This window comes from Clostridiales bacterium, assembly GCA_017569285.1.
Classification (GTDB): Bacteria; Bacillota; Clostridia; order Christensenellales; family Aristaeellaceae; genus Aristaeella.
Window position 1 is genome coordinate 2,724,576 of the sequence record CP069419.1, and the last position, 21,249, is coordinate 2,745,824.

Consider the following 21,249-nt stretch of genomic DNA (forward strand, 5'->3'; position numbering starts at 1 on the left):
GTTAATTCAATGCTGCAGTGGTTTCTGGATATCCTGCGCGGTGCAGTGATCGGTGTTTCCAATATCATCCCCGGCGTATCCGGCGGGACCATGGCGGTATCCATGGGCATCTATGACCGTGTGATCTATGCGGTGAATAACCTTTTCAAGCAGTTCAAAAAGAACTTTAAGGACCTCCTGCCGATTATCATTGGCGTGCTGGTGGGCCTGTTCGCTTTTGCCGCGCTGATCGGCACCCTGCTGGGCACGAAGAGCGAGGAGATCCCGATCACCCGCCTTCCCACCAATTTTGCGTTCATCGGCCTGATCCTCGGCGGCCTTCCCGCCATCTACAAGCGGGTGAATATGAAGAGCGCCGGAATCCCCGGCATTCTCCTGTTCCTGGTTTTCCTGGCGCTGGTGGTGGTCCTGCCCCTGCTGAATCCCCCGGAAGCCCGGACGGTGGATCATTCCATCGGCACCATCCTCCTGATGATCCCGCTGGGCGCGATCGCCTCTTCCACCATGGTCATTCCCGGCGTATCGGGCTCCATGATCATGATGCTGCTGGGATACTACAATTCCGTGATCAATGCCATGAATGACCTGCGGGGCGGAGACTGGTCCAGCCTGGCAATCCTGCTGCCCTATGTGATCGGCCTGCTGGTGGGCATCGTGTTCATCGCGAAGCTGATGAACTTCCTGCTGAAGAAGTTTGGCGCGCTGACCTTCAGCGCGATCTTCGGCCTGGTGATCGGGTCCCCGGTGGCATTGCTCATGCAGAACCGGGAATGCTTCGAACTGGCGAATACCGGCAACTGGATTGCCAGCATCGTCTGCCTGGTGGTCGGTTTCGCAATCGCCTGGTTTATGTCCACGCTGGACAGGAAACAGGAGCTGGAAAAGCAGGCGTAAACCGGCCGGTACACAGCGGTTCAGGGAGCCTTTCCGGGGGAAGGATCGGTGGGGAATACAGACGGATTCCGCACGGTGATTTTTTCTTCCTGAATCGAAAAAAAAGTGATTGACAAACCCTGAATTATTGTGTATATTATCAAAGTCGCCTGCGGGAACAACCGCGGGAAGGATGCACCGGGGTGTAGCGCAGTCTGGTAGCGCACGTGCTTTGGGAGCATGGGGCCGGGGGTTCGAATCCCTTCACCCCGACTCGTCAAAAACCCTGTACGTGGCTCCGTGGTCAAGAGGCCTAAGACACCGCCCTTTCACGGCGGCTACCCGGGTTCGAATCCCGGCGGAGTCACTTTTCTTCCTTTCCGATATGGGCCTTTAGCTCAGTTGGTCAGAGCGGCCGGCTCATAACCGGTTGGTCCGGGGTTCAAGTCCCTGAAGGCCCACAGCCTTTCAATGGCCCGGTAGCTCAGTTGGTTAGAGCGCCAGCCTGTCACGCTGGAGGTCGAGGGTTCGAGCCCCTTCCGGGTCGCCACTTTTCGGGTGAATCCGCTGGACAATGTCGGGAAGAGCTTCGTGCTGGCGTAGCTCAATTGGCAGAGCAGCTGATTTGTAATCAGCAGGTTGCGGGTTCGAGTCCCATCGCCAGCTCCACCCTTTGGGTCAAGAGGGAAACATATGGGTAGGTTCCCGAGTGGCCAAAGGGAGCAGACTGTAAATCTGCCGCTATCAGCTTCGGTGGTTCGAATCCACCCCTGCCCACCATCTTCTGCGGGAATGGCGGAATTGGCAGACGCGCATGATTCAGGTTCATGTGTACGTACGTACTTGCAGGTTCAAGTCCTGTTTCCCGCACCACAGAACCCTTGATTTTTCAAGGGTTCTGCTTCTTTTTGGCGGCCTTCCACCCCAACCCCACCCCAACGGACCTGAAATTGGGGTGGGGCTATACACCATGGGACATGGTTGGGTGAAATTTTCTATTATTGTTCATCGTTTTACAACCCGGCGATGAACTTTTCCATGCGGTTCGCGCTTTCCTTCTGCATGGTAGCGGTGACGTGTGCGTAGCGATCCAGCGTGAATGCCGAGGAGTAATGCCCGGCGTTCTGCTGGATCGTTTTTACGTCATCCCCCGCCATAATGGAACTTACCACATAAGTGTGTCTCAGATCATGGAAGCGATGGGCGTCGATGCCCGCTGCCACCAGGATCTTGTGAAGAATCTTCCATGCGGTCGGCTGGGACAGGTGGCTGCCATCCGGATGCGTGAACACCAGGTTGGGGAAGCCGCCATTGTTCCATGCCGGCCCCAGCGCTTTCCGCTGTGCTTCCTGTTCTTCCTTGTGCTTCTTCAGCACCTGGAAGACCGTAGGAGCGGGAGCGATCGTGCGGGGCTTGCTGTTCTTCGGTGTCGCAAACCGGAAGACTTCGCCTTTCTTTCTCGGCTGAGCCAGCTGCTTGGTGACCCGAATCAGACCGTTCTCAAAGTCCACAGAATCCCAGGTCAGCCCCAGCAGCTCGCCGGACCGCAATCCGGTGAAGATTGCGGTCACGATGAGCGCTTCATGCTCGTGGCCTTTCAGAAAGGCCAGCAGCTTGGACAGTTCCGGCGTATCCAGCGGATGAATCTCCGCTTGTTCGATCCGGGGCAGGATACAGTTGCTGGATGGATTCTTGCTCAGATAGCCGATCCTCACTGCCACATCCAGTGCCTTATGCAGGCAGCCGTGAATGTTTTTGATGGATTTCGGACTGAGCCCTTCCTCACGTTTTTTATTGTAGAGACGCTGGATCATGGGCGTCCGGAGTGCCGACAGCTTGACGTCTCCGAGCGCGGGGATAATGTGTACCCGAATCTGCATTTCGTAAGTATCCGCAGTGCCCAGTTTCACATTCCCCAGGTAGTCGCGGTGCCACATGGTCAGCCATTGGCCGAGGGTCAGGCCGCTGTCCTCTCTGAAATCACCATGGTCGATGGTGACGGAGACTTCGGTCAGCTTCTTCCGGACTTCCACCTGGGTTCTGCCATAGACCGAATGCCGTTTTCCATCGGCACAGTATCGGGCTTCCCAGCTTCCGTCAGCCCGTTTTCTGATGGTTCCTTCGCCGTTAGCACGCTTTCTTGCCATTCGTATCTCCTTCCGACAGCCAGTCCATGAGCGCCTGGCGGGCGATCACAATCTTCTTTCCCACGTGGATGGATGGAATCTCATTGCTGTGAATGAGCTCATACATCTTCGGCTTGCTGATCCCGATCAGCTCGGCGGCTTCCCGGACGGACAATGTCATTTTCGTGCCCGGCGATGATTGCTGAGATGTGCTGTTGTCAAGGTGCTCCGGCTCCCGAGCGGGAGCGCTTTGATTATTCAGAGCGTTGAGCGCTGCCTCAACGACCTGAATAACCTCATCTTTAGTATAAAGCCTGTTTCTCATCATTTCAATATCCTTTCGCACTTTAAAGTGATAAAAAGTTGTAAACTTTCTTCTGTTTGATTGCTCCTGCCGTTTTGTTACCGGTTTAGAACCCCATTTTTGATGGGGACGATATATTTATCGTTCACCTTCAAAATTGCCCTTTTTCGTGCCCGGAACCCCTTGAAAAATAAGGACTTTTTCTTTCCTAAAGCGTTTCAACCGGTAACAAAACTTGTTTGATTTCTGTGAAAACTCATAATGCATAGAAGCGCTTTTTCCCCGTTTTGATGCGTCCATGCGTCCGGTGATCGTGGCTCAGGGGTGGTCTTTCTCCTTTGGCGTCCGGACGCATGGACGCTTTATTTGGGGCAAAAGTTGCTTTATGCATCTTTGAACGAGTTGTCGTCAGGATCAACCTTCTGCCATCCACCTTGCATGTAACCAGACGGGCTGATGATGGATCCGATCCCCCTGAAGCCTCTCACCTCGCGTCCCGCACTGTTGGTGAGATGGGTGGTGTACCGGATGTCAAGCTTCTCCTCATTGGCGCTCAGGTATTCCACAAACGTCTTTCGCTTCATAGGCGGGTAGGCGTTTTCATCGCACCAGGTACAGTACACGGCATACAGATCCTTGGAGCTGATGGAGCGTTCCGGATCGCGGACAATGTACCCCTTCGACTCCAGGAACAGCTCAATGTTGTTGGCGTCCTTCTTCACCATCTCCCGGTTCAGCTTCGCCCGACCGCTCTCTGTGAATTGGAAATTGTTCTTCACCAGCCGCAGCAATCCCGCCATAGCCCAGAGGAAGATGCCCTCCATTTCTTCGCAGAGCTTTTCCGAAAGGTTGGGATCATCGATTCTGTCCGGTGGCTTTCGCTTCGTCGTCAGGATCAGCTGCCGGCGGAAGAAACCATCGCTCCGATCATAGAGGGAAACCAGATCGCCGTTGGAGAAGGCCAGGATGCGGGCATACATGAAGCCCTGATAGCTCTGCTTGCCCTTCCGTTCCAAATCCATTTTTCCTTTCGCCGTGACAATCGCTTTGATGTAGTTCGTCTGCTTCAGCGCTTCCAGCCGCATGTCGTCGTCGATCATCAGGTGAATGTGCTCCAGATCGGCACGGGCGAATGGGTTTTCAGAAATCTTTCCGACGCTTCCGTCCTTCGCGTTGGGGCCGAACATCCGGGACAGCACATGGCCGATCTGACTCTTGCCTTCACCGCCGCTGCCCTTGATCACCATCATCTTCTGTCCGGCGTTGCTGGGGATCAGGCAGTATCCGATGAACTCCTGAAGCGTGGGAATGTCTTCCGGCCAGAACAGCTCTGACAGAAATCTCAGCCAACGCTCCGGCTTATTCACTTTCGGATTGAACCGAACAGGGAACCGGCTGCGGACAATTTCATTCTTCGCTTCGATGAAGCTGCCGTCCAGAAACACCGTGCCATTCTGGACATGAACCCGATCTGTCTGCGGCAGCAAGCCTGTCACCTGGGCTTTGATGCGAAGATCCTTCATGATGTCATCCACCTTTTTGCTCATCCCAGTGACGATGAAAGGCTCCAGCTGCTGATAAATGGTTTGGCGCATGGCGTTCTCATCGGTGACCCTTCCCGCTGGGGTGAAGAAGGAATTCTCGGTGTAGGCCAGATGGTGCCGCTCCAGAAATTCACGGCAGAAGATGGGCTCATTGATTGTTTTCCCCGTGAACCATTCCGGCCAGGTATCAAGCCGCTCGATCTTTTTCTGGGCCATCGTTCATCACCTCCTGACATCCTTCGTTGAGGAGCTCTTCAATTTTTGCAACAGCGTCTGTGCTCCTGATGTGATCCATGACCTCTTTTCGTTCGTCCGGGTCAGATGAAAACAGACGATCAATGGCATCGCTCAGGGGTGGCAAGTGATGAACAGCGTGCACGAATCGGTCATCCCAGTTTTCATCTTCGGGATCAGAGGGAACGAACTCTTCCTTCCATTTCTCCAGGAGCCGCTCGTACTCGATCAACACTTTGAGCACGCGCTGCTCCTCTTTTCTTTCGATCACGGCTGCAGGCAGCTTCGGGATCGGCGCGCTTTGCACCGGCGGCAACGGCTGAATGTTGAAATCATTCGCCAGCTTTTTTGCCGCGTCATACAGTGAAAGATCGAACAGCTTTGCCGTGAAGTCGATCACATCGCCTGTGGTGTGGCAGCCGAAGCAGTAAAACCGTTCGTCGATTTTCATGGAAGGGTGATGGTCATCGTGGAATGGACAGCAGGCCATGCCGCTGCGATTCACCTGTATGCCGTAACGTTCTGCTGCCTGATGGGTAGTGACTTGAGATTTGACTTTGGTAAAAAGTAAACCCATGTTTCCTCCTGTTGTTGATTTTGCTGTTGTGCTTTCTGCTGTATGTCCGATCACACAGCAGGAGGACATCTCGCCGTCCTGCGTTCGGATCATGCTTCGCGACGGCATGACGCAGGACGGCTTTATGTGAACGCGCAGGATAGCTTTTCCTGAGCGGGAAGTCGTGGGGATAAAACCTTAACCTTCGGCTTTCACCGACACCATATCACACTGCCTTCAAAATCGTTTTCACGTTTTGAAAACTTCGGAAAGCGTTGCGGCGTAAGGCTTTGCTGGCATTTTTGTGTCTTCACGAATCCTTGAAATGACGGTTTTACTGGGTTTCCCGGGCCAAAAGTTTTCACGAAATGAAATTTCTTTTTTTCCGGAATACAATTCCATGCCCTCCAGAAAGCAGGCCTAGAGCATAGTAGCAAGCAGGGCAAAGGTAGCACCTTTTGCACTTTGCTTGTTGGATGGCACGGCCCCCAAGCCCCTTTTTACCAGCGCAAGCGCTGTGGTTGTTATGCGAATCAGCGAGATTCGTCATCGTGGTTGGCACCGTGTTCATCGTAGTGGTGATCTTTTGGTATGACATGTTGGTTATCATTTGGTGCGCTGTCCCGTTCCAGAATTTCGTAGTTATACCGAATGTGCTTGAGTTCAGTCAGCTGTGGTTTCAGTTCATCGAGCGCTGCCTGATCGTCATCTTTCCGCTTCTTCATCTCATCGTATTCCGCCATCAGTTCTTTCAGCGTCGGCATCTTTCCATCATGAGAGGAATAAACAGCCTGGGCATTCCTGTGATCTTCAATCTCCTGCCGATGCTCCTGATAGAATTTCACCGACCAGCCGGATTCCCGATACTGGGTATAAATCTCTTTCGTCCGGCTGTAATCCCGGATCGCTTGACGCTGCCGGTTGATCTCCTTCATCCGATTTTGCTTTTCTCGTATGGAAGCTTTCAGAGAATCTCGCTGATCGGTCAGCTCCTGAATCTGATCATTCAGTTCTTCCAGCGAACCGATGTGATGCTCTTTCAAGAAGATCACCATCTGCGCTTTCGCGTCGATGTTGTTCCGCTCCGCCCATACTTGATAGCCTTTCCCTCTGCCGGCGCGAAGCTTTGCTTCAATGTCGATCAATCGCTTGATCTGACTTTCGGTATAATCGCCCCGCGGGATTTTCGGGATGTGCACATGATCGCCTGTCAGCGTCCGGCGCAAAGATGCTTCATCGTATTCCTCCCCAAGCGTATCGAGCCGGATATATCGATTTCCCTCCGGCGGCTTGATGCTGATATGCGCGCCGCGCTTGATGCGGCAGCCGACGTCTTCCAGCAGCTGCATCAGCGCATCAAAGCCGTCAGGCTGCATCCGCAGTACAGCGTCAATGATCATTCGCAGCTCGTCCCGATGGGTGAACCTTCTCTGATTGCCCTGCCATTTGTCGTAAGTGACGGTCTTATCCTGCGGGTTCTGAATGACTGACAAGCTGTGTTCCCAGCAGAGCGAATCGCTGATCTGCGCCAGATCCTTTGCCGATTGCTTCACGTCCCGGTATTTATGCTGCCCATCCAGATCGGTGGAACAGATGATGATGTGATTATGGATGTGATGCTTGTCGATGTGTGTCGCAACGACGTAGGCGAACTGATCGTTGGTCATCCGGGAGGCCAGCTCTTTACCAATTTCGTTTGCTTCCTCCGGCGTGATTTCATCCGGCTTGAAAGCCTGCCGGACATGATAGCCGATCACTTCGTTTTCCTGCGTGCGTCCTGTGTTCGCTTGGTACTCCTGGCGGAAAAGCATGAACTCATCCGCCGCCGTTTCAGGCGAGCAAGCGTAAGTCGAAACCAGAATTCCGCTGTCCGTCTTTTTCGGATTCATGATGTAGTCCAGCCGGTCCCCAATACATTGCCGGGCCGTTTTCCCTTTGTTGATGTGAATGGACATGATTCTTGTGGCTGCCATGGATACTCCTTTCAATGTTGAATCTGATCCAGCCTGCGAAGAATGCTGCTTAGTATCGTCCGCAGCTCTTTCTGCCGATCTGTTATGTCATCGATTTCAGTTTCAAAGATGGACCCACGTTCGTTTAACCGTCTGGCGATTTGATTGACATTTTTGCTCAGGCTGCCCATCAGGCGAACCGCATCATGCAGTTCCGGCAGGTCCAGCTTCAGCACATATCCGTTCAAAGCCATGGCACGAATGAAGGCTGATTGATTTGTGATCCCGAAGGTTTTCATCTTTTTCTGGATGATGGCGTCCTCTTCCGGTGTCGCTTTGAAGCTGTAGTGAATTGTGCGCTTTTTCTTTTCTGTCACTGTTCTTCCTCCAATCCTTGAAATTCGTTTGTCATGGTGGCTTTGGCCAAAATTCATTTCATTGCTGTTTGGTTCGGGCTTATTTTTCACTGCTGCCTCTGGCAAGAAACCTTGTTTGGCTCACTGCCGGTCCTTTCGGCGTTCCCTTCCGAAGAGGAAGATCTTCGCGGTTTGGACAGATCTGGAAACATGGCCCTGGTTGTCAAGGTGCGCTTCGCTGGCGATACCAGCGAATGTTGAGGGGAAATTCATCGCCTATAAATGGCGAAAATCAGCGATTTTGGAAACACCTGAGCAAAATTTTTTTGCCGGGGCGAAACTCACGCTGCGCATTTGGCCAGACACCCCTTACCTCTACATGGGAAAAATCGGGCAAAATGGCACCGCCTCCATAAGATTTTTTCAGCACGTGGATCGTCATCGTCGTTTTCTCCCTTCACTCTTAAATGTCCAAATTCGAGCTTTTTGGAAACCACTTTCGATAATTTTTTGAAATTACTTCGCACGAGTATCAACAGCCATTGATTACGCCCATGAATCATGTCGGCATCACCTCCTGTCAGCGGCTGTATATTGCCCGCTACCCTTCTATGTAAAAATCGAGGCAAAGTGACACCACCTCCAGAAAATCTTTTTCAGCACGTGAGTCATCATCTAATGTCCAAAATCGGGCCTTTTGGAAACCACTTTCGAAAAATTTTTGAAATTGCTTCGCACGAGTATCAACAGCCATCGATCACCCCCGCGAATCATGCCATCATCGCCTCCTGTCAGCGGCTGCATATTGCCCGCTGCCCTTCTATGTAAAAACCAAGGCAAAGTGGAAACACTTTTGGGAAATTTTCTGATACGCAGCGTTTAGCATCGTCTTCAGAGGGTATTATTGCCCTCATGCGGGCAGCGCTCCTTTCATTTGCCCCTCCATATCTACATGGCGAAAATCAGCGATTTTGGAAACACCTGAGCAATAAAATTTTGTCGGCATGAAGCTCGTGCTATAAATTGCCCTACGCTCTAACATGTAAAAAATCGAGCAAAGTGACACCGGCAAAATCTAATTTTGTAGCAGATGTGACCATGAGGAATTGTATGCGCAAGTTATCGCATCATCTTGAATGAAGGTTGCAGGCACAAAAATAGCCCTGTGCATTCAGGCGCAGAGCTTATCAGGGAGGAAAAACAGTTGGAGTTTTTTGCCAAGGGGATGAAGAAAAGCACCAGCATATGCCGGTGCTTTCGATCCATTTTACATGATACATTTTACCACTGATGCCGGGTGGCCTCAAGGTGTCTTTGCAGTGTGGTTAGGGTGTCTTTTGAGTGTCTTCTTAAAATGGGTCAAATGATAAACGATCATATTCAGCATTTTGAATTTTTCATTGATCTTTGGCAATTCATCCTTCAGCCAGGGATACTAATTGATTGGGTCAGACAGCCGGGTTTCTCTCGTGATCTCCATATCGTTCCTTACACTTTTACATCCGGATTCTTTTCCCCGAACTTTTCCTTGAGCGTTTCGCAGATCTCACCGCGGTCTTTGCCCTGCTTTTCCATGCTCTTGATGGTCTTATAGGCAGCGAACAGCGTGGAGGGCCCAATTTCGCTGCTGAAATAGCCAATGCCCTGGTTCCAGGCCAACAGCTCGAACACATCATCCAGCGCAGCGCTGTCCAGGCCGTGGATATAGGCCTTGACCAGCTCGCGGGCGGCCTGACGCATCCGTCCCGCGCCGACAGCGTTGGTCAGGGAGAGCAGCAGCCGGATCTCATAGGGCAGGTGGCGATGTTCGTCATTCCAGGTCAGATCCCAGAAATTCACCGCGATATTGCCCAGCTTTTCGTCGATCAGCGGCATATTGGTCAGCGCTGCCGGACGCATGGGGATGTCCTTTTCTTCCTGCTTGACCTCTTTGCGATAAAAGTAAGCATGGAATTCCGCTTCACCTTTCTGCTCCGTGAAATGCTCAAAGCCTAGGCCCTCCATCACCTCGTACAGAGGGATGGGATCAAAGCTCTGTACGATCTCCAGCCCGCTTCCCGCAGGCAGCTGCATGGCCTGCTTTTTCAATCCCTGAAAGAAATTGCCCTGAATACCGCGCACGTCGATCTGTTTGAAGGTGCTGATCCTGTCTTTCCACTCCATGATGCTGCCTCCTCAGTCCAAAATGTCACCGTCTCGGGAAATGGTGACCACCTGCCAGGGAATGAATTTGCCGCTGGCCTGCAGCGCGTTCTGTGCCGCCCGCTGCAATCCGCCGCAGCAGGGCACTTCCATGCGGACGATGGTGACGCTTTTAATGTCGTTATCCCGGATGATGGCCGTCAGCTTGTCCGTATAATCCACATCATCCAGCTTGGGGCAGCCGATGATCGTGACCTTGCCGCGCATGAATTCTTCATGCATGTTGGCATAGGCATAGGCGGTGCAGTCGGCGGCGATCAGCAGCTTTGCGCCGTCAAAGAAGGGGGCCTGGGTCGGCACCAGCTTGATCTGGCAGGGCCACTGGGCCAGACGGGAAACGGGCTTTCCAGCGCTTACGGGCGCGTTCTCCGTCTCGTTCTGCTTGAACTGCATCATTCTGGAACCGGGGCATCCGCCTGCGGGGTGTTCATGCTTCGTCTCGTTCATCTTTTTGGCCTCCTGTGCTTTCTTGACCGCCGCTTCGTCGTATTCCGGCGCTTCTCTTTCTTCAAAGGTAATGGCTCCTGTGGGGCAGTTGGGCAGGCAGTCGCCGAAGCCGTCGCAGAAGTTTTCCCTGACCAACCTGGCTTTTCCGTCCACGATATCAATGGCTCCTTCATGGCAGGCCTGCGCGCACAGCCCGCAGCCATTGCACTTTTCTTCGTCAATGTGAATGATCTTCCGAATCATCGTGTCTTCCTCCTCTCGGGTACGGCCTTATGATACACGATCATAAAGAAAAAATCTGTATCTGGAGATACAATGCTAAAGAAGAATTGATGTATAATAGAGGCGACATTCAGGAAAGGAGCCCTATGATGGATTATTCTACGCTTGAAAACAGCTCCCTTTTTCAGGGAATTCCGGCGAAGGATCTGCGGGACGATCTGGAAAAGATACCGCATCCCGTCCATTGCTATGCCAAGGGCGAAACCATTTTCCATCTAATGGAAAGCGCAGAACGGATTGGCATCGTTCTGGAAGGACATGTACAGGCGCAGAAAACCTTTCCCAACGGGAGCCAGGTGAATGTATCTGTTCGCAGCCCCGGCGAATTGATCGGTCCTGCGGCTGTATTTTCATCAAGCAAGAAATACCCCTGTGATGTGGTAGCGATTGATCCCGCCACCGTGATGATGTTCCGGCGGGAAGATGTGCTGGCGCTGATGCAAAAGGACATCCGCATCCTGGAGAATCTGATGACGGAAATCGCCTCCGCCACCTACATGCTGCAGCAGCGTCTGGAGCTTTTCTCTTACAGCGGCATTGCGCAGAAGGCGGCATTCTGGTTATTGACGCGGGCTAGGCAAACCGGGAAGCATCAAATCATGATTCCTGAATCGGTTTCCAAATGGGCGATGATGATGAATGTCTCCCGACCCTCTCTTCACAGAGAAATAAAGAGGCTGGAATCGGAAGGCGTAATATCTTATTATCCGCCAGTGATCAAGATTCTTGACAGGGATGGGCTGGAAAAAACTCTGAGCATATAAAACGGCAGCTTCCATAACATAGAAATCAATAAAAAGGCTATTGCTTATTAGGCGGTAGTTCGACTTCCGTCTCATTCTGAATGTTGAGCGGCCCCGTAGCAGAAAACCTTGGTTTTGTCCACATTTCAGCTTGTTCTAGAAGAGTGATGGGCCGCTTTCCGCCGTTGTTAGAAAAACCCCCATAAGGAGTTTCTTCGCAGCATGCCTTGAAAAACAAGGCTTTTCAGCGTATAATAGTAAGCTGTGTCTAACAAGTCCTTTTTCGCCCATCCTGCAGATATTTAAGATGGACGGCTGCGGAAAGGGCTTTCATTCAAATCTGTGGTTAGCATCAACTAACATCAGATTGGCAAATTCATATAATAACGAGAGTTGTCATGATAAGGAGCGAGAGATTTGAAAGATTACGAAGCGTTATCCAAGAAGCATTTTGACGGGCAGGCCGCTGAATATGACCAGCGGGATACCTATTACTATTCGCAGAACGGAAAAATAAGCTGCCGCGACATTGCGGAGCAGGTCAAAAATGTTCCCTATGAAGCGCTGCTGGACGTGGGCTGTGGGACAGGGTTCCTGATCGATCTCCTTGCAGGGCAAAAAAAAGCAAAATACTGCGGTTTGGATTTGTCTGACGAGATGATCCGTGTGGCGAATGGAAAAACAATTTCCGACGCGGAGTTCATTGTGGGTTCTGCCGACAAACTGCCGTATCCGGACGGGAGCTTCGATATCGTTGCCTGCTCCCAGAGCTTTCATCACTATCCTTATCCCGAAAAGGCTATGCTGGAAGCAAAGCGCGTGCTGAAGCCCGGCGGACTGTATATTCTCTCCGACACCGGCATTGGCGGCATCGGCGCGTGGATCGACAATCATATTCTCTTCAAGCTGATGAAAAGCGGCGATTGCCACACCGCGAACCGGAAGGGCATTGAAAGAATGATGGAAAGCGCGGGATTTACCATTATGGACTCCCGACAGATCAAAGGCATGATCTATACCGTCACGGGGAAAAAGGAGACCCGGTGAGATAGAAGGAGGACATATCTATGAGGATCCACGATGATGGAGTGAAAAGTGCCCCGATCATGATCATGCTGCCGGGTTCCTTCTGCAATGCGGACAGCATGGCAAACATCATTTCCCGGTTGGAAACGGAGTTTCGTATTCTGGCTGTTGATTACAGCGGACAGTATGCGGAAAGCGAAAAGCCCTTTACCTCACGGGCTGGCGAAGCAGAGGAAATCATCCGCTATTTACAGACGCACGCCATATTTTCCGTCGCTTTGGTATACGGCCAGTCCATGGGCGGCGAAATGGGCATGGAGCTGATTGCGCAATGCAGAAAAAACGGCATAGCGGTCCATGCCGCCTTCTTAGACGGCGGTCCTTTCCTTTGCTTCCCAAAGATCGTTTCCAGGCTGCTGGGAAAGAAATTCAAAACCATTGTGGGAAACCTGCGGGGCAAGACGCTGGAGGAAGCGCTGCGGGAGCCGACGATCGTGAAATTTTCCGGTGGGAAGCCGGAGCGATACAGCAATCTGCTGGGGCCGATCTGCCAGAACGCCGCTTTTATGAGCGATGAAACCCTGGAGCGGGAGGCAGACGCCTGCGTCACCTTTGACTATCCGACCATGGACGAAGAATTCCAAAGGCATATGTACTTCTTCTATTCCAAAGAGGAATCCGCCTGGCGTTTCTGCCACAGGAAGCTGAAAAAGGCGTATCCCCTCGCGCGGTACAAGCTGGTCAGCGGATACGGCCACGTGGGATACCCGGGCGAGCATTTGACGGAATACTGTGGCTGGCTTGCCGCGCTGGCCCGGGGCGATCATCCGTTTGCGGAATAAGCGGGAGGCCGGAGTACGGAAGGAGTTTTGGTAATGAAAAACAGCTACCATCTCAAAGAGGACGGCTTTGAAGCCCGCTGGTTTGAGGGAACGAGCCACAGGGACAAAGCGATCATCTGGATGCACGGGTCCGGGATGAACGAAAAGCATTGCCTTGCGGATTCAGAATATCTGCGCAGGGCCGGATACTCGGTTCTGGTTCTCGGCTTCTATTTCTGGAAAGGCATGACAAAGGCGATGCGCGCCATCCCGGTGGATTACGTGGAAAAAGCGGTGGAAGAACTGAGGCACAGCGGCTTTGAAAAAATCGGTATTCACGGGATCTCCTCCGGCGCGGCCTATGCCCTTTTGTGCGCCTCGCTGATTCCGGAGATCAGCCTGGTGCTGAGCATCTGTCCCTTTGATTATGTCATGGAGGAGCCGAAGATCTTCGGCAAGCCCACGGGCAGATCATGGTTCAGCTATCGAGGAAAAGATTGCCCCTGTTCCCTGTTTACCGGTCAGCGAGAGAAAGGATTCTTTGGTTCCCTGCGGGCGTATCGCCGGCAGGATACCGAGCATCGGGGCGAATTTCTGCGTTCCCTCTATGAAAATGCGTCGCTGACGGAGAAATCCCGCATCAAAGTGGAAAACATGAGGGCGGATGTGCTGCTTGTTGCGCCGGAGCGGGACAACGAATGGCCCTCTCCCGCGGCGGTAAGGCGGATGGAGCGGAGGTTAAAGGAAGCGGAATACCCGTATCGGGTACAGACCGTCATCTATCCCCATGCCAGCCACCTGCTGGGCACTTACCCGCCGGAATCCTGGAAAAAAGCCTTCCCGGCGGAGAAAAAATGGCCGGAGGAATGCAACGACGCAAGAAAAGATTGCTTCGAGCAGGAGTTCCGTTTTTTGGAGGAATGGCGATAAAAGGGCAAAGAGGAATCGCAGGGGAGGTGTCTGCTTGAGCCTTGGCGCGAAAATGGCAGTGGCGGTGATGCGCTGCATCAAGAAAACAGGTCTGATCAAAGGTCCGAGCGCGGATCTGGACGCAGCGCTCAAAAAAGCAAGGGATTATAATCGGAAGCACCCCTTTAAGGAGCCGACAGACCGAAAGGCCGACTATCAAACGATCCAAGTCGGGCAATATCCCTGCCTGATCATCAAGCCCGAGAACGGGACAAGGAAAGCAATCCTGTTCCTTCATGGCGGCGGAGATCATGACGCCTGGAAAATGGAGGTGTCCTTCGCAAGAAGGTATGGGAAACGGGCGGGAATGGATGTATATTATCCGCTCTACCCACCGTTTACAGAAGCATCTCCGGCTCAGACGGCGGAATTCATTTTCAATGTGTATCGGGAAATGGTGAAGCAATACGGTGCGGACAAGGTGGCCGTCGTTGGTGGCTCCTACGGTGGGTTTCTCGCCATGCAGCTTTTGACACGGATCAACCGGAACAACGCGGAAGCGGCGCAAGCGCGCGTAGAGATGCCGAAGCTCCTAATCATGAATTCTCCCTTCGCATATCCGAAAACAGAGGAAGAATGGAAACGGGCGGCGGATCTGGAACGGGACGACGCAATGATCACCCCCGGTGCATTCCGCTGGATGCTGGCGCTCACCATGAAGCTCTCACCGGACACACCGGACTGGCTTCTGTATCCTGCGGATATGGACTTCCGTAACGCGCCCGAGGCCTACGCGTTCTACACGGTAGAGGCCTGCTCCGCCGTTGCTGATGCGATCCAGCATAGCTATGTGCAGGCCGGAGCCGGCGAGAAAATGCATATGCACATGGAAACAGGCATGATGCATTGCTATGCGTCCGCGCCGGTGTTTCGGGAAAGCAAACGGGACTTTGGCAAACAGATTGCACTTCTCAGACAAATCTGACAAGTGGGATACGCAAGGTGAAAACGAAGGAGGCAGGAACATGGAACACAGTTGGATTTTGCTCATTGCAATGATCGGACACGTCCTTTGCGTGTTCGCCGACAGGCTGCTGCTCTGCACGCCCGGCGGCGTATTCAGTTTTTCTGATATGAAGGATAACAAGAGAATGGCGAAGCTTTTCGCCACCAAGCCGGAGAGCGAGCCTTTGCGCTCGATCGCCTTGGGCACCCTCGCCATGTTTATGCAGTTCTTTGGATACCTGGCGCTGGGGATCTGGATGCGCCCGTATTCCGCCCTGTGGGCAAACCTGATGATCGTCGGCGCGGCGATGATCTACACCTTCGGCCTGGCGCATCACATCCTGGGCTGCGCGGCGGAATGGATCTATATCAAGAGCGATCACACCGAAGAAGGGCGCAAGCTGACTTCCGATTTCTTCGGAAAAACCTCAGTGACGATGATCGGCTGCTATGGGGGTATCCTGCTGTTCTCGGTCGCCCATTTCATTCCGGTGGTGACGGGCATGACGCCGCTTCCCGTGTGGGCCTGCGTGTTCAATCTTCTGCCGCTGTTTCTTGTGCAGGCGCCGTTCAACATCCCTGGCGCGGGAAATATCGCCGGCGCAGTCATGTACCTGGGGTTGTTTATCCTGTTTTTCATTTGATGCTGCTCATGCAACACTGATAAGGAACGGTGAAATCATACAATGTTTGACAAGCGATTGATGCTCATGTGCCCGGAGAGCAAAAAGTATATCCTGGGCAATATCCTGCTGCAGTTTCTGGAGCTGTGCCTGAACGTTGGGATGATCGTGACCATCGCCGTGACTGTGCAAAGGATCTATGATCATACCTGGGCAATACAGAACCTGCCCCTGCCTATGCTGATTATTCTGGGCACAGTGATCCTGCGCTTCTTTACCACCCGGTACGCGGTGCGCATGAGCTATCTGGCCTCCCGCACGGTGAAGCGGGTGATGCGGGAAAAGATTTACGGAAAGCTGCTGCGCCTGGGCACCTCCTACCGGGAGCACGTGACCACGGCGGAGCTGGTGCAGGAGGCCGTGGAAGGCGTGGACCAGCTGGAAAGCTATTTCGGTCAGTATGTACCGCAATTCTTCTATGCCTTCATGGCCCCCATCGCCTTGTTTTTCCTGTTCGGCTTTGGCGGCAGCTGGAAGGTGGCGGCGGTGCTGCTGATCTGCGTGCCGCTGATCCCCGGGGCCATCATGATGGTGCAGAAGATCGCCAAGAAGATATTGGCGAAATACTGGGGTCAGTACACGCAATTGGGCAGCACCTTCCTGGAAAATTTGCAGGGCATGACCACCCTGAAAACCTACCAGGCGGATGCTTATAAAAACGTGGAAATGAACAAGGAGTCCGAGCATTTCCGCAAGGTGACCATGGCTGTTTTAACCATGCAGCTCAACTCCGTCACCATCATGGATTTCGTGGCTTACGGCGGCGCGGCCCTGGGCATTTTGCTGGCGGCGCAGGCCTTTATCAGCGGCAGCATCGGCCTTGCCAACGTGATCTTCATGATCCTGCTTTCTGCCGATTTCTTCCTGCCCATGCGCAGGCTGGGAAGTTATTTCCACGTGGCCATGAACGGCATGGTGGCCAGCGATAAGATCTTCAAGTTCCTGGGCGAGGAAGAACCCAAGGAAAAGAAAGAAACGGTTCAGCGCGGCAGCATCGAACTGAACAACGTGCGTTTCGCCTACGAAAAGGAACGAGAAATCCTGCACGGCGTCAGCCTGACGATCCCCGAAAACGGTTTTATCGGCATCGTGGGTGAAAGCGGCAGCGGCAAGTCCACCATCGCTTCGCTAATCATGGAAAGGAACACCATCAGCGACGGATCGCTGACAATCGGCGGCAAAGAAATCAATGCTTTGTCGGAAGACAGCCTGATGCGGGCCATGACCTACGTGGGCACGGGCTCGGTGTTTTTTAAAGGCACCGTCCGGGAAAACCTGCTGCTGGCAGCGCCTCATGCCGACGACGCGGCGCTGTGGAAGGCGCTGGACGACTGCGCCCTTTCCGATTATCTGAAAACGCAAAACGGCTTGGACACGCTCTTGCTGGAAAACGCCGGCAACCTGTCCGGCGGGCAGAAGCAGCGGCTGGCCCTGGCCCGGGCCATGCTGCACGATTCGCCGGTGTACATCTTTGATGAGGCCACCTCCAACATCGACATCGAGAGCGAGGAAACCATCCTTTCCCTGATCCGCAGCCTGACGAAAACCAAAACGGTCATTATGATCTCCCACCGACTGGCGAATGTGACGGACACCGATTGCATCTACGTGATGCAAAGCGGCGCGGTGGCGGAAAGCGGCAAGCACAAGGAGCTGCTGGAGAAGAACGGCGTATATGCGAACCTGTGGCGCGTTCAGGCCGCCCTGGAAGCCTACGGAAAGGAGGCGGTGTAAGTGAAAAAGCAAAGCAAGATTCGCGTACTTTTGCGGATGGTGAAGCTGGTCAAGCCCCTGACGGGCTTTATGCTGCTGGCGATTTTCATGGGCACGCTGGGCTTCCTGTGCGCTCAGTTCATCCCGGTTCTGGGCGGCTATGCCGTGCTGCACGGGCTGAAAATCAACATTCCTCTCTCTATTAACTTCCTGTGGATTGCGCTGATCGGCATCGCCCTGCTGCGCGCTGTGCTGAAATACGCGGAACAGCGCACCAACCATTACATCGCTTTCACCCTGCTGGCCATCATCCGGGATCGTGTTTTTCAGGCCCTGCGCCGTCTGTGCCCGGCCAAGCTGGAGGGCCGGGACAAGGGCGATCTGATCTCCCTGATCACCTCCGACGTGGAGCTGCTGGAAGTGTTCTACGCCCACACCATTTCGCCCATTTGCATTGCCTTCCTGGTGGAAATCATCATGGTGATTTTTATCGGCTCCTTCCACTGGAGCCTGGGGCTGCTGGCGCTGGTCGCCTTTATCAGTGTGGGCATCCTGCTGCCTGTCATCATTTCCAAGCGCAGCGGCACGCTGGGGGATGAACTGCGGGCGGATAACGGCGAGCTGTCCGCTTATGTGCTGGAGAGCATCCGCGGCCTGGATGAAACCATCCAGTACGGCGGCGGCGAAGCGCGGCTCCATGGCTTAACGAACAAAACCAGCGCCCTGTCGGAAAAGCAGGGAAAGCTGAACAAGCTGACCGGCATCAACTTAGCCTTAGCCAATACCTTTATTCTGGTTTTCGACGTGGCTATGCTGGCCCTGTGCGCCTTCCTGTATAGCAAGAATATCGTCGGATTTGACGGCTTCCTGATTCCACTCATTGCGCTCATGTCCTCCTTCGGCCCGGTGACGGCCCTGGCCAGCCTGGGCACCATCCTGCAGGCCACGGTGGCCAGCGGCGCGCGCGTGCTTCAGGTGATCGACGAAACACCCGAAACGGAAGACATTACCGGACAGCGGGAAATCGCCTTTAACGGCGCGGCCGCCGATCATGTGACCTTCAGCTATGGAAACGAGACCGTACTGAACGATCTGTCCCTCACCTTCCCGGAAGGCAAAATCATCGGTATCGTGGGCAAAAGCGGCTGCGGCAAATCCACGCTGCTGAAATTGCTGATGCGCTTCTGGCGGGTGCAAAGAGGAGAAGTATCCATCTCCGGCAGGAGTGTGGAAAGCATCAACACGAAAAACCTGCGGAATATGGAAAGCTACATGACCCAGGAAACCCAGCTGTTTAAGGATACTATCGCGGGCAATATCCGGGTGGCCAGGCTGGACGCCACGGACGACGAGATCGTGGAAGCCTGCAAAAAAGCCTCCATCCACGATTTCATTATGACGCTGCCCCAGGGCTACGACACCCCGGTGGGCGAATTGGGCGACACCCTGTCCGGCGGCGAGCGTCAGCGCATCGGCCTGGCCCGGGCCTTCCTGCACGACGCGCCATTCATGCTGCTGGACGAGCCCACCAGCAATCTGGACAGCTTGAATGAAGCGGTGATCCTGAAATCCCTCAAGGAAGAAGCCAAAGGTAAAACCGTGGCACTGATATCCCATCGTACATCCACCGCCCGGATCTCCGATACAGTCATTGAAATGGAAAGCGGACGGGTATCATGAAGAACGCGCAAACTAAGCGGGAGCGGGAGAAACGCATGGTCAGCGAAATGATTGCGCTGTACTGCCGCAAACAGCACGGAACCCTCAAGGGCGGTCTGTGCCCGGAATGCGAAGAACTTGCAGCTTATGCCAGGCAGCGCAGCGACCGATGCCCCTTCATGGAAACCAAAACCTTCTGCTCCAACTGCAAGGTGCATTGCTACCGGCCGGACATGCGGGAAAAAATCCGCATCGTGATGCGTTTTTCCGGCCCTCGCATGATGTTCCATCACCCGATTGCTGCCATCCGGCACGTCGTTTCCACAAAGACTGAAAAGAGGAGGCTTCAAAAGAAATGAAGGTCAAGAAGTATATTTTTGTTGTATTGGGCTGCATCTGCCTGGGGCTCGGCACGGTGGGTGTGTTCCTGCCCATTTTGCCCACCACGCCCTTTTATCTGCTGACCGTGTTTTTCTTCGCCAACAGCTCTCAAAAGCTGCATGATTGGTTCCTGAGCACCAAGCTCTATCAGAAGCATTTGGATTCCTTTGTGAAGCAGCGTGGCATGCTGCGCTCCACGAAAGTCTCCATCATCTGCACGGTGACGCTACTGATGGGGTTCGGTTTTTTCATGATGGCGAGGAAAGGCATCTGGATTCCCTGCGTGATCCTTGCCATTGTCTGGCTGGCGCATATTCTCTATTTCACGCTGCGGGTGAAGACGATCCCGGCGAAATGACAGATATCATGAATACGGATATCATGTAAAATCAACCTGCGTCGGGATGCTGATCGTGCTTCCCGGCTGCCTGGTGATCGGACTTGTCGTGCAGGTGATTGCCTGGATCGCAGCCTGAGGAAAGCATAAGTTCATAACGATGGGAGGAACGAGAAAAGCATGAAATACGTTGGGCTCTACTGGACGGTTTTTGCGCCGCTGATGAAAAAGAGCATCCAGAAGCGTTTCAATAAGGAGCTGGCGGATCAGGCGATCCGGCGCGGAAAAGCCGAATATAGGGGATTGCTCTCCCGTGCGGACGATCTGGGCCCGGGAAATCCCATGGCGCAGAATGCTTACTTTGCCTATGTCTTTGCAGGAGCCTGGCTCGGCAGCGGAAAGAAAATCACGCCGGATGAGATGGCATTGGTGATGACCGATGTGCTGGAGAGCAGATTACTTCGCACGATATTTGGCATGACGGATTTGAATAAGACGCCGAAAAAGTGGGAGCACGACATGCGGAAGTATGAGGCCTGGTACAAGGCTCACGGAAAAGACTATCCCGTCAACTGGGTCGTGCGCTTTGATGAAACCCGCCATCAGGAGGGAAGCTATTATTGCTTTACCCGCTGTCCCATCTGTGAATTCTGCCGGCGGGAGGGCATCTCAGAGCTCATGCCTGCACTCTGTTCGACGGATGAGGTGATGTTCCGGCTGCAGCATGGAAAGCTCCACCGTGAGCACACCATCGCAAACGGGGACGGTGTCTGCGACTACTGGATCGTTGGCGATCAGGTGAACAATCCAATCTAAGAGCAATTGGAAAATGAAGAAACCCATCTCTTATTTTGTTGCTTGAATAGAAAGTAGCCGGGAGGGCAGATTTATCTGCCTCTCCTTGACTGGCAGCAGTGTTTTATTCCCACATCCCTTTCTTAAACAAAAACTCTGGTTTCCGATTTGGATCACCAGAGTTTTTTGTCCCAATTCTGTTTTTATCTCACTGGCTGCTTGACAGGAGGCGGCTCATTTGGAGGCACTTTCCTATGCCCGCATGTACCGTTTAACGATGCCTACCCTGAGGCCATTTTGA

21 protein-coding genes and 7 tRNA genes are annotated in these 21,249 nt (G+C 53.3%); 19 read left to right on the forward strand and 9 right to left on the reverse strand.

Features of this window, described 5'->3' with window-relative positions; translation table 11 throughout:
* The first annotated feature begins 9 nt into the window (after positions 1 to 9).
* The 8 genes from JNO48_11990 (at position 10) to JNO48_12025 (ending at position 1,746) form a co-directional block, all read left to right on the forward strand.
* Entirely contained in the window at positions 10 to 894 is an 885-nt protein-coding gene (locus JNO48_11990; GenBank protein ID QTE67902.1) for a DUF368 domain-containing protein, read from the forward strand.
* 178 nt (positions 895 to 1,072) lie between these two features.
* Positions 1,073 to 1,146 (forward strand) — tRNA-Pro (locus tag JNO48_11995).
* Between the two features lie 21 nt (positions 1,147 to 1,167).
* A tRNA-Glu gene (locus JNO48_12000) sits at positions 1,168 to 1,240 on the forward strand.
* 20 nt (positions 1,241 to 1,260) lie between these two features.
* A tRNA-Ile gene (locus tag JNO48_12005) sits at positions 1,261 to 1,334 on the forward strand.
* Positions 1,335 to 1,346: 12 nt separating this feature from the next.
* Positions 1,347 to 1,423, forward strand: a tRNA-Asp gene (locus tag JNO48_12010).
* Positions 1,424 to 1,466: 43 nt separating this feature from the next.
* Positions 1,467 to 1,542, forward strand: a tRNA-Thr gene (locus tag JNO48_12015).
* Positions 1,543 to 1,568: 26 nt separating this feature from the next.
* Positions 1,569 to 1,653 (forward strand) — tRNA-Tyr (locus JNO48_12020).
* 6 nt (positions 1,654 to 1,659) lie between these two features.
* Positions 1,660 to 1,746: transfer RNA gene (locus JNO48_12025), tRNA-Leu, on the forward strand.
* A 140-nt stretch (positions 1,747 to 1,886) separates the two neighbouring features.
* On the opposite strand, the gene JNO48_12030 is transcribed toward JNO48_12025, so the two are convergent.
* The 9 genes from JNO48_12030 to JNO48_12070 form a co-directional block, all read right to left on the reverse strand.
* Positions 1,887 to 3,020: a tyrosine-type recombinase/integrase gene (locus JNO48_12030; protein ID QTE67903.1), complete on the reverse strand. Its 1,134-nt coding sequence runs from the start codon at positions 3,018 to 3,020 to the stop codon at positions 1,887 to 1,889.
* Entirely contained in the window at positions 3,001 to 3,180 is a 180-nt protein-coding gene (locus tag JNO48_12035; GenBank protein QTE67904.1) for a helix-turn-helix domain-containing protein, read from the reverse strand. Before JNO48_12035 ends, JNO48_12030 begins: the two co-directional genes overlap by 20 nt.
* Before the next feature lie 506 nt (positions 3,181 to 3,686).
* Positions 3,687 to 5,063 (reverse strand): DNA primase, encoded by a 1,377-nt coding sequence (locus JNO48_12040; GenBank protein ID QTE67905.1) that lies wholly within the window; start codon positions 5,061 to 5,063, stop codon positions 3,687 to 3,689.
* A complete protein-coding gene (locus JNO48_12045) occupies positions 5,035 to 5,658 on the reverse strand; it encodes a DNA primase (protein QTE67906.1) in 624 nt (207 codons plus the stop codon). The genes JNO48_12040 and JNO48_12045 overlap by 29 nt, the downstream gene beginning before the upstream one ends.
* 512 nt (positions 5,659 to 6,170) lie before the next feature.
* Positions 6,171 to 7,610, reverse strand: a complete 1,440-nt coding sequence (locus JNO48_12050; protein ID QTE67907.1) for a relaxase/mobilization nuclease domain-containing protein — start codon at positions 7,608 to 7,610, stop codon at positions 6,171 to 6,173.
* Between the two features lie 11 nt (positions 7,611 to 7,621).
* Positions 7,622 to 7,966: a plasmid mobilization relaxosome protein MobC gene (mobC, locus tag JNO48_12055; protein QTE67908.1), complete on the reverse strand. Its 345-nt coding sequence runs from the start codon at positions 7,964 to 7,966 to the stop codon at positions 7,622 to 7,624.
* A 271-nt stretch (positions 7,967 to 8,237) separates the two neighbouring features.
* Positions 8,238 to 8,387 (reverse strand): hypothetical protein, encoded by a 150-nt coding sequence (locus tag JNO48_12060; GenBank protein QTE67909.1) that lies wholly within the window; start codon positions 8,385 to 8,387, stop codon positions 8,238 to 8,240.
* A 1,046-nt stretch (positions 8,388 to 9,433) separates the two neighbouring features.
* On the reverse strand, positions 9,434 to 10,108 hold the full coding sequence (locus JNO48_12065) for a DUF2249 domain-containing protein (GenBank protein ID QTE67910.1): 675 nt from the start codon (positions 10,106 to 10,108) through the stop codon (positions 9,434 to 9,436).
* Positions 10,109 to 10,120: 12 nt separating this feature from the next.
* Positions 10,121 to 10,837 (reverse strand): 4Fe-4S binding protein, encoded by a 717-nt coding sequence (locus JNO48_12070; GenBank protein QTE67911.1) that lies wholly within the window; start codon positions 10,835 to 10,837, stop codon positions 10,121 to 10,123.
* A 128-nt stretch (positions 10,838 to 10,965) separates the two neighbouring features.
* On the opposite strand from JNO48_12070, the gene JNO48_12075 reads away from it, so the two are divergent.
* The 11 genes from JNO48_12075 to JNO48_12125 all read left to right on the forward strand — a co-directional run bounded on the left by JNO48_12075 (position 10,966) and on the right by JNO48_12125 (position 20,969).
* Positions 10,966 to 11,640: a Crp/Fnr family transcriptional regulator gene (locus JNO48_12075; GenBank protein ID QTE69763.1), complete on the forward strand. Its 675-nt coding sequence runs from the start codon at positions 10,966 to 10,968 to the stop codon at positions 11,638 to 11,640.
* 396 nt (positions 11,641 to 12,036) lie between these two features.
* Positions 12,037 to 12,666, forward strand: coding sequence for a methyltransferase domain-containing protein (locus JNO48_12080; GenBank protein ID QTE67912.1), 630 nt, complete (start codon positions 12,037 to 12,039; stop codon positions 12,664 to 12,666).
* Between the two features lie 20 nt (positions 12,667 to 12,686).
* A complete protein-coding gene (locus JNO48_12085; GenBank protein ID QTE67913.1) occupies positions 12,687 to 13,487 on the forward strand; it encodes an alpha/beta hydrolase in 801 nt (266 codons plus the stop codon).
* Between the two features lie 33 nt (positions 13,488 to 13,520).
* Positions 13,521 to 14,396 carry a hypothetical protein gene (locus JNO48_12090; GenBank protein QTE67914.1) on the forward strand — a complete coding sequence of 292 codons (876 nt, stop codon included), beginning with the start codon at positions 13,521 to 13,523 and terminating at the stop codon, positions 14,394 to 14,396.
* A gap of 34 nt (positions 14,397 to 14,430) precedes the next feature.
* Positions 14,431 to 15,360, forward strand: a complete 930-nt coding sequence (locus JNO48_12095) for an alpha/beta fold hydrolase (GenBank protein ID QTE67915.1) — start codon at positions 14,431 to 14,433, stop codon at positions 15,358 to 15,360.
* A gap of 40 nt (positions 15,361 to 15,400) precedes the next feature.
* Positions 15,401 to 16,024 carry a hypothetical protein gene (locus JNO48_12100; protein ID QTE67916.1) on the forward strand — a complete coding sequence of 208 codons (624 nt, stop codon included), beginning with the start codon at positions 15,401 to 15,403 and terminating at the stop codon, positions 16,022 to 16,024.
* A gap of 42 nt (positions 16,025 to 16,066) precedes the next feature.
* A complete protein-coding gene (locus JNO48_12105) occupies positions 16,067 to 17,797 on the forward strand; it encodes an ABC transporter ATP-binding protein/permease (protein ID QTE67917.1) in 1,731 nt (576 codons plus the stop codon).
* Positions 17,798 to 17,833: 36 nt separating this feature from the next.
* Positions 17,834 to 19,456: an ABC transporter ATP-binding protein gene (locus tag JNO48_12110; protein QTE69764.1), complete on the forward strand. Its 1,623-nt coding sequence runs from the start codon at positions 17,834 to 17,836 to the stop codon at positions 19,454 to 19,456.
* Positions 19,453 to 19,794 carry a nitrous oxide-stimulated promoter family protein gene (locus JNO48_12115; GenBank protein QTE67918.1) on the forward strand — a complete coding sequence of 114 codons (342 nt, stop codon included), beginning with the start codon at positions 19,453 to 19,455 and terminating at the stop codon, positions 19,792 to 19,794. The genes JNO48_12110 and JNO48_12115 overlap by 4 nt, the downstream gene beginning before the upstream one ends.
* Positions 19,791 to 20,174, forward strand: coding sequence for a YbaN family protein (locus JNO48_12120; protein ID QTE67919.1), 384 nt, complete (start codon positions 19,791 to 19,793; stop codon positions 20,172 to 20,174). Before JNO48_12115 ends, JNO48_12120 begins: the two co-directional genes overlap by 4 nt.
* Before the next feature lie 159 nt (positions 20,175 to 20,333).
* On the forward strand, positions 20,334 to 20,969 hold the full coding sequence (locus JNO48_12125; protein QTE67920.1) for an L-2-amino-thiazoline-4-carboxylic acid hydrolase: 636 nt from the start codon (positions 20,334 to 20,336) through the stop codon (positions 20,967 to 20,969).
* Positions 20,970 to 21,249 lie beyond the last annotated feature (280 nt).

Excerpts from the sequence above, each read along its gene's own strand:
- JNO48_11990 (QTE67902.1), top strand. The coding sequence starts at position 10 with ATGCTGCAGTGGTTTCTGGATATCCTGCGCGGTGCAGTGATCGGTGTT.
- JNO48_12030 (QTE67903.1), bottom strand. The coding sequence starts at position 3,020 with ATGGCAAGAAAGCGTGCTAACGGCGAAGGAACCATCAGAAAACGGGCT.
- JNO48_12035 (QTE67904.1), bottom strand. The coding sequence starts at position 3,180 with ATGACATTGTCCGTCCGGGAAGCCGCCGAGCTGATCGGGATCAGCAAG.
- JNO48_12040 (QTE67905.1), bottom strand. The coding sequence starts at position 5,063 with ATGGCCCAGAAAAAGATCGAGCGGCTTGATACCTGGCCGGAATGGTTC.
- JNO48_12045 (QTE67906.1), bottom strand. The coding sequence starts at position 5,658 with ATGGGTTTACTTTTTACCAAAGTCAAATCTCAAGTCACTACCCATCAG.
- JNO48_12050 (QTE67907.1), bottom strand. The coding sequence starts at position 7,610 with ATGGCAGCCACAAGAATCATGTCCATTCACATCAACAAAGGGAAAACG.
- JNO48_12060 (QTE67909.1), bottom strand. The coding sequence starts at position 8,387 with ATGACGATCCACGTGCTGAAAAAATCTTATGGAGGCGGTGCCATTTTG.
- JNO48_12065 (QTE67910.1), bottom strand. The coding sequence starts at position 10,108 with ATGGAGTGGAAAGACAGGATCAGCACCTTCAAACAGATCGACGTGCGC.
- JNO48_12070 (QTE67911.1), bottom strand. The coding sequence starts at position 10,837 with ATGATTCGGAAGATCATTCACATTGACGAAGAAAAGTGCAATGGCTGC.
- JNO48_12075 (QTE69763.1), top strand. The coding sequence starts at position 10,966 with ATGGATTATTCTACGCTTGAAAACAGCTCCCTTTTTCAGGGAATTCCG.
- JNO48_12085 (QTE67913.1), top strand. The coding sequence starts at position 12,687 with ATGAGGATCCACGATGATGGAGTGAAAAGTGCCCCGATCATGATCATG.
- JNO48_12090 (QTE67914.1), top strand. The coding sequence starts at position 13,521 with ATGAAAAACAGCTACCATCTCAAAGAGGACGGCTTTGAAGCCCGCTGG.
- JNO48_12100 (QTE67916.1), top strand. The coding sequence starts at position 15,401 with ATGGAACACAGTTGGATTTTGCTCATTGCAATGATCGGACACGTCCTT.
- JNO48_12105 (QTE67917.1), top strand. The coding sequence starts at position 16,067 with ATGTTTGACAAGCGATTGATGCTCATGTGCCCGGAGAGCAAAAAGTAT.
- JNO48_12110 (QTE69764.1), top strand. The coding sequence starts at position 17,834 with ATGGTGAAGCTGGTCAAGCCCCTGACGGGCTTTATGCTGCTGGCGATT.
- JNO48_12115 (QTE67918.1), top strand. The coding sequence starts at position 19,453 with ATGAAGAACGCGCAAACTAAGCGGGAGCGGGAGAAACGCATGGTCAGC.
- JNO48_12120 (QTE67919.1), top strand. The coding sequence starts at position 19,791 with ATGAAGGTCAAGAAGTATATTTTTGTTGTATTGGGCTGCATCTGCCTG.
- JNO48_12125 (QTE67920.1), top strand. The coding sequence starts at position 20,334 with ATGAAATACGTTGGGCTCTACTGGACGGTTTTTGCGCCGCTGATGAAA.